Source organism: Bacillus sp. JJ1127, assembly GCF_036965845.1.
GTDB lineage: Bacteria > Bacillota > Bacilli > Bacillales > Bacillaceae_G > Bacillus_A.
In genome coordinates, this window is sequence record NZ_JBALQK010000286.1 from 1 (window position 1) to 6,863 (window position 6,863).

The window sequence follows — 6,863 nt, forward strand, 5'->3', positions numbered from 1 at the left end:
TAAATCGTATAGTACATCCTGATTTATACAGAGTAACAGAAGGTGAAAAGGTTACTTATGAGAAAGCAATTCAAACTATAGCAGCAGAACACCCTAAAGGTGAAATTCAGCGTGTGTATACACCTGATGAACCAAGTGCCAAAGGTGTTTACTTATTTCGTGTGAAAGAAGGAAAAGAAAAACAAGAAATTTATATTGATCCAGGTAGCGGTAAAATTAATGGAGAATTAGGAGAAAAAGCATTTTTTAATCAAGTAGGCGAGCTTCATTATCATTTACTTCTTAATGACTTTAAGGGGAAAGAAATTGTAGGGATAATTGGATTTATTTTCTTTTTTATTATTTTATCAGGATTATATTTATGGTGGCCTGGAATCAGAAAATGGATGCGTGGGTTTATTATTCGTAAAAGCAAGAATCCATATGTAAAGCAATTTGATTTACATAGAGTTATTGGTGGAGTTTCTGTTCCATTTTTACTTATCGTTTCGTTAACGGGTGGTCTTTTGGTATATGATAAAACTATTTTTGGATGGTTTGGTGCAAAGGCTACTGCGATGCCAGCGAAAGAGCAGCTAATTTCTAAACCTCTTCCAGGAGGAAAGCTTCCTCTTGATCAATTGTTACATACAGCTGAAAAAGAAGTGCCAGAAGGAACAGTTATGCAAGTGAGAATTCCGGAGAAGGTGAAACAAGGAAAGGGAGAAGGTGCTATCGAAATTCGTATGAGCCGTTCGTATGATCCAGGCAACGGGAATATAAAGGTGTGGATGGACCAATATAGTGGAAAAGTAATCGCAAAGATGGATCCAAATGTAGATCGTGGACTTACCTATCAAACTTGGCGCCTTCCGTTACATACAGGAACATTTGGTGGAATATTTACGAAAGTCTTATATGTAATCGGTGGACTTACTCCAGCTATTTTAATGTTTACTGGAATATATATGTGGTGGTATAAGAAAAAGAATAGGAGAAAGCAGAAAATAAATTCAGTAACTGCAGCATAGTGTCTTAATTCACAAACTTTGCAGTCTCTTGTTTGGTAAGTGTGCTTTGTTTTGTGCCTACATAATCGTAATAAGGAGGCCTAATAGGGAAGGGAAATTATATGAGCATCAAAAGGACATATGTTCTTCAGTAGCAAACAAAACTTCATTACACATGGTAATGAAGTTTTTTTCTGAATAAATCGAATAATGTTTTTTCACTTAGAGAAAGGAAAAACATGAAAGGTCTAACTTAATAAAGTGCAGCATAGTTTTTACATTTATAGCGTTTCTATCTTTACCTATTAGCAATTTTAGCATGTTAATTTATCTTTTCGGCTGAAAAATATGCTGGAAAAAATATTTATGATGTAAACTATCTACAATCTTGCTTGCTTGATACGTACGTTGTTGTTCCAATCGAACACGTTGCTCCATCATTTTTATTTCATGATCTGATAAACGTAACATTGTACAAGTCTCCTTTTCTATAAATATAGGTTTCTAGTGATATCGATTCCATATACTTTATAGTTAAGGAGGGATACTGTGTAACATAAGTAAAAAGCACCTTCCCTCTCCCATTACGCTTACGAGGTTAGCTGTCGGACTCGGGAAGTGAGAGTTTCCCTACTTAAAAAAGATTCGCCCCAAGTAGCATAGGCTACAAAAATGGTTCCCCCGTTCCAAATTTTGGATTCAGCAAAAGGTTTTATAAAGTAAAAAATAACATAATAAAACGAAAAAGTCAAACTATTTATTTTTTTCTGTCTTTTCTAATTGCGTAAGAATGAGTCCATCAGGTAATACAATATCCTTTACTTCAATAAATCCATGTTTTTTATATAAAGAAAGGGCAGGGGTGTTTGCTTTGCCTGTTTGTACAATATACTTGGTCGTATTAGGGAATATGTGAAATAAATGAAGGATTAACTTTGTTGCAATCCCTCTATGGAAATAGGCTGGTGATATAACTAAGCGATGAATATTAATAAAAGATTCCTCGTTTACAAACGAAATAAAGCCTATTAACTTATTTTCAAAGAAATAACCATAAAATGTTTCATTGCAATTTTGAATATCCTGTACAGTATCATATAGACGAGGAATCGCTGTACTGTTAATGTATTTTGCCTCAACTTGATAAGCAGGAATTTGGATAGCTAAAATAGCTGATGCTACTTCAAGAGAAGTAGGAGAAAGTTTACAAATCATTAATGGATCTCCTTTCATAAAAAGAGGATAAGTTAGGCATAGCCATCAAATTAATACCCCTACAACAAAAATGCTATTCTTTTTCGTTGCGGATATTGTATTTTTTTAACCGACGGATCAGTGAGGTTTAGGTAATTCCAAGAACTTTTGCAGTTTTACGTGTAGTTCTTAATCCCATCTCTTTATTTAGGGATAGCAGCAAGAAGAGGAAAAAAGATGAATTTGCAGCAATTTTCAGTTGGGGCAGAGGTTTTGGAACCTTGTTCGTATTTCTATTAATAGCTGAAGAGGTTTATACGACTTTTACTTTTCTAGTTGGAAGTGGTTGGTCGTATTCAAAAGGTGCTGCTGCGTACTATGTGCCCGCGTATATATTTCTAGCATATATGATATCTTATTGGATTGCACCTAAAATCTGGAGATACGGTAAAGAACATGGTATTATTTCATAACCTGACTATTTTGCATCTAAATACGATAGTCGTGCAATGGGGGTTATAGTAGCTATTATGGGAAGTTTAGCGATCATACCATATATTTGTATACAAATGAAAGGGTTAGGGATCATTGTCTCAGAAGCTTCTTACGGAGCTATTTCACCAGTAGTTGCAAGTGTTATAGGTGCAATAGTTATTACAACATATGTAATATTCTCGGGTATTCATGGCTCAGCTTGGAAAGCTGTGATTAAAGATATTATGATTTTGGAGTAGATATTTTTTTAGGCCTATACATCCCGATCCACTATTTTGGTGGGATTCAGCAAATGTTTAAGTCTGTTGAGGCTGTTAAACCTGAATTGTTAACGTTAGCTAATCAGGGAGGACATCGCAGGTACTCTAAGGAAAATGTTGAGGAATTAAAAGCAATAAAAGAAAAAATACATGTACAAAAATTGATGGTATTTTTATATATACCTATTCATAAGAATAGAACTAGCATAGTATTTACTGGAGGGATTGGGAATGAATAGGAATGAACCCTCATTACATCCTGATACGGGTGTTACATCTGGAATGTTTGTTGAACGATCATTAAATGAAATTCGTTTTTGGTCTAGAATCATGAAAGAGCATTCTTTATTTCTTAGATTGGGGTTTAGATGTGAGGATACTCAACTAATCCAAGAGGCTAATCAATTTTACCAATTGTTTGAACATATCGAACAAATCGCACATTCCTATACAAATCAAACAGATCCTGAGCAAATAAAAAGATTTAATTCAGAAGTACAACAAGCTGCAACTAATATTTTTGGATTTAAACGAAAAATTCTAGGATTAATTCTCACATGTAAATTGCCAGGACAAAATAATTTTCCACTGTTAGTTGATCATACAAGTAGGGAAGCTAATTATTTTAGAAATCGCTTAATTGAATTAAATGAAGGTAAATTGGATGCTCTTCCTGATGCTATTATTAAAGAAAATGTGTTCTTTTTAAAGATTATGGCAGACCATGCTAAATTTATTGGTCATCTTCTTGACCCATCCGAAAGAAAGCTTGTAGATATGGCCCGGAATTTCAGTAATGATTTTGATGAATTGATGTATCAAGCAATTGACTTAGAATCTATGAAACCACAATCTCAAACAGTTCCTCTTTTAGATCAATTTCTGGATCAAAATCGTGTGTCAGTCACAGCTCTTCGGGATTTTAAGAAAACGGCACGTGATTTAATTGAGCAATGTAAAATAAAGAGTATCATTCACCCACTATTAGCAGACCATGTTTTCCGTGAAGCTGATAGATTCCTTGAAATAATTGATATGTTTGATGCTCATCTTACAAATATTAAATCACAATCTAGATATTAGAAGATAAGGAAGATACCATTTTTTCCATAAGAAAAGAAGTTAACAATTTATTGTTAGCTTCTTTTCCTTGTGATAGTATAACATTTCTTATTAGGGGTAGTGTCACATGTCCATCAAGTTAAGAAAATAGATCACACCAAGCCGATAAAATATGCTTCTTTGTTACAAGAAAGTCTAAAAATTTCGTTCTGGGGGCGCTATAAATTTTTAAGTTGATAGCGATGTGACTTTACCCCTTTTTGAAATTTAAATTCTATATGAATGCACCGAGCTTATTGTATGAGGCATTAGAAAAAGGTGCGAATCGTGCTAAGGAAATTGCGAAGCTAAATTTAGCTGAAATTAAAAAGCGGATTGGCTATGAGAGGGAACGATAATTGTTCCCTTATTTTCTTTTCTCCTTATGAATCTATATTTTGAGCGCATTAGTAATACTTTAGCAATTCCCTTACCAGTTTTTCCGCCCGAATCGAGATAGAAGTGAGATTGGGGTCTTCTCTTGCTCTAAAAAATAATGTGCGTAAAAATGTTTTTATATTGGCACATAAAATACAATATTCATCAAGAGAAAGTCGCTTTCTAAATTGCGGTAGTCGTTTTATTTTTTTATAAATAATTGAGAAAAATTGTTCTTTCGGAAAGTCATGGTACAGCATAGATAAAAGAGGAGTCACAATTCTTTCATCTTCATTGCTGTGATATACAGTGGAATAAATGAATATTTTATTTAATAAGCAATGCGTAATTTCTTCGTAGCAAGTACAGGATATGTTTGGATTATGAACAAGTTCATTAAATGCATCAGAAACATGTGCAACGCTATGAGCCCATCCTTTATTTTTGACATGTCCTCGAAAATCTGTCTCGAGGTTCATATATTCAATGAGTTGTTTTTTTGTTTCTTGAATTGTTTCTGGTAATAAAAAGGAATGCGTGTTATCGAATTGTATGATTAAAGCAATTAATAGCGCCGTATACGAACGGGTAAACACTCCATCTGTATGTGAAGAAGTAATATCAAAGTGTAAATATTTCTTACTTAGGCAAGTCGTTAACAATAATTCTAGTTGATCGTGAGAAAGAAATTCATTTTGAATAAAATGTGAAAAGCAGTCATATATTAATTGATTACGAACATAGCTATCAGTTGTCCCGATATGTTGCAGCATGTTGAGTGTTAACTCATTCATATCGATATTCTGCATTTGTGTATAATCATTTTGCTGAATAAGCTCCAATTGTTGTTGCAATGTCATGATATTCAAAGATGAACCTCCTCTGTGCTTTAATTGTGCAATATTTTCTAGTATTCTATATATTCAAGGACAACCCTGCTCATGCAAGGAGTATATATTGAAATTGCAGTGTAAAACCTTTGAGGTAGATAAGGGGGCAGTTATGTTAAACCAAAAGTTCAATCATTTGATTCCGCTTTATCCATCCGTGTTATTGGAAGACTGGCATGTTGAAAATGTTTCAGGTCGTCAAGAAGGGGAAAAGTGGGAGACCCCTTGGTTTCAAGTCAGTACACCAGCAGGAATGTTTCGGGTAAAAGAATTTTTTCTAGATATAATGGAGCCAACATTTACAGAGGTGAAAGAAATCTTTTCTTCATGTAAAGGAATGAAGAATGGAATGTCTTAAATACAGTTAGGACAGAAGTAGTCTCATTGTAATACAATAAAGAAAAGACATTTCATATATATGCGGACTATATGAAGAAAGTGTTGGTGAAAAAAATGAAACAGCAAAGCAATTGGTTACAAGCAAGCATTGAACAAAATAAAGATAATATGTTACATATACAATGGGAAAATGGGCCAGAGGAAGTTAGTATTTATTGGAGTATTTCTCCAGAACAGATTGAGGGAAATGGTGAATTTCTATTAAAAATATCAGGGGAATCATCATGTACAATCAAAAATCCAAGTGTGGATGTACGCCCATATTTTCGATTGGTAGGTAGTAATGGACAAGCAGTTACAATAGCAGAACGTAAGTTACCACTACAAGGAGCATTTAACTTCCGAGATTTAGGGGGCTATGAAACGATAGATGGCCGAAGAGTAAAGTGGGGGAAATTATATCGCTCTGAAGAATTAGCTGGGTTAACAGAAGCCGATATTAATTATTTGCAACAATTTGGTTTGAAATTAATATGTGATTATCGTACAGATTTTGAAGTAAAACATAAACCAAATCCAAGTATCACTGGTGCTCGTCAAGTATGTTTACCGGTCATGCAAGACTTGGCAAAAGATTTAAATATAAATGAGTTTTTCCAAGTTGGTGACTTATCGGTGCTGGGAAAACCGGGAGAATATTTAGTTAACATGAACAAAGACTTTGTAACGGGAAATGAAGCATTTGTGCACTTCTTGCAGCTTGCTCAAGATCCGGGAAATTTACCACTTGTAAATCATTGTACAGCAGGAAAAGATCGCACTGGTTTTGGTTCTGCTTTATTATTACTGCTACTTGGTGTACCAGAGGAAACCGTTATGCAAGATTATTTATTAAGCAATGGGTTCCGCGAGAAATTAAATCAAAAAATGCTGGCATTTATAGGAGCAAAGCTACAAAATGAGGAGAGTAAAGAAATATTAGGTGCTATGTTTGAAGCGCGTGCGGAATACTTACAGGCTGCGATTGATGAAATCAATCATAAATATGGAAGTATTGAAGTCTATGCTGAAAAGGGATTAGGTCTTACAAAAGAGCAACTAGATAAGATGAAGCAATTGTTATTAGAAAAGTAATATATAAATAGTTTTGATGAGAAATCCTGTATATATACATCAATTAAAAAACCGACTTTTAGGAGGGAGAGAGCATCTATTCA

At 34.1% G+C, this 6,863-nt stretch carries 6 protein-coding genes, 4 pseudogenes and 1 riboswitch; of the genes and pseudogenes, 7 read left to right on the plus strand and 3 right to left on the minus strand.

The window, feature by feature from the left end:
- Positions 1 to 1,010 (plus strand): PepSY-associated TM helix domain-containing protein (locus tag V7183_RS22650; protein ID WP_335360923.1); only part of this gene is annotated, 1,010 nt, incomplete at its 5' end.
- A 306-nt stretch (positions 1,011 to 1,316) separates the two neighbouring features.
- Here V7183_RS22650 and V7183_RS22655 read toward each other — a convergent pair.
- Together V7183_RS22655 and V7183_RS22660 are read right to left on the minus strand one after the other, a co-directional pair.
- Positions 1,317 to 1,460: a hypothetical protein gene (locus tag V7183_RS22655; RefSeq protein WP_097897870.1), complete on the minus strand. Its 144-nt coding sequence runs from the start codon at positions 1,458 to 1,460 to the stop codon at positions 1,317 to 1,319.
- Between the two features lie 100 nt (positions 1,461 to 1,560).
- A riboswitch (cyclic di-AMP (ydaO/yuaA leader) is annotated at positions 1,561 to 1,704 on the minus strand.
- Between the two features lie 38 nt (positions 1,705 to 1,742).
- Positions 1,743 to 2,204, minus strand: coding sequence for a GNAT family N-acetyltransferase (locus tag V7183_RS22660; RefSeq protein WP_335360924.1), 462 nt, complete (start codon positions 2,202 to 2,204; stop codon positions 1,743 to 1,745).
- A 171-nt stretch (positions 2,205 to 2,375) separates the two neighbouring features.
- Here V7183_RS22660 and V7183_RS22665 point away from each other — a divergent pair.
- From V7183_RS22665 to V7183_RS22680, 4 genes and pseudogenes are all read left to right on the plus strand, one after another.
- Positions 2,376 to 3,027, plus strand: a pseudogene (locus tag V7183_RS22665) (sodium:solute symporter family protein); the annotation flags it as partial.
- A pseudogene (locus V7183_RS22670) lies at positions 3,010 to 3,099 on the plus strand (MerR family transcriptional regulator); the annotation flags it as partial. The pseudogenes V7183_RS22665 and V7183_RS22670, both read left to right, overlap by 18 nt.
- A gap of 70 nt (positions 3,100 to 3,169) precedes the next feature.
- Positions 3,170 to 4,021 carry a DUF2935 domain-containing protein gene (locus tag V7183_RS22675; RefSeq protein WP_097897873.1) on the plus strand — a complete coding sequence of 284 codons (852 nt, stop codon included), beginning with the start codon at positions 3,170 to 3,172 and terminating at the stop codon, positions 4,019 to 4,021.
- 248 nt (positions 4,022 to 4,269) lie between these two features.
- A pseudogene (locus tag V7183_RS22680) lies at positions 4,270 to 4,398 on the plus strand (tryptophan--tRNA ligase); the annotation flags it as partial.
- Positions 4,399 to 4,446: 48 nt separating this feature from the next.
- Here V7183_RS22680 and V7183_RS22685 read toward each other — a convergent pair.
- Complete coding sequence (locus V7183_RS22685) at positions 4,447 to 5,286, minus strand: DUF2785 domain-containing protein (protein ID WP_097897874.1); 840 nt, start codon at positions 5,284 to 5,286, stop codon at positions 4,447 to 4,449.
- Between the two features lie 133 nt (positions 5,287 to 5,419).
- On the opposite strand from V7183_RS22685, the pseudogene V7183_RS22690 reads away from it, so the two are divergent.
- Together V7183_RS22690 and V7183_RS22695 are read left to right on the plus strand one after the other, a co-directional pair.
- Positions 5,420 to 5,614 (plus strand): annotated as a pseudogene (locus V7183_RS22690) (hypothetical protein); the annotation flags it as partial.
- 146 nt (positions 5,615 to 5,760) lie between these two features.
- Positions 5,761 to 6,780: a tyrosine-protein phosphatase gene (locus tag V7183_RS22695; protein ID WP_335360926.1), complete on the plus strand. Its 1,020-nt coding sequence runs from the start codon at positions 5,761 to 5,763 to the stop codon at positions 6,778 to 6,780.
- Positions 6,781 to 6,863: the final 83 nt, after the last annotated feature.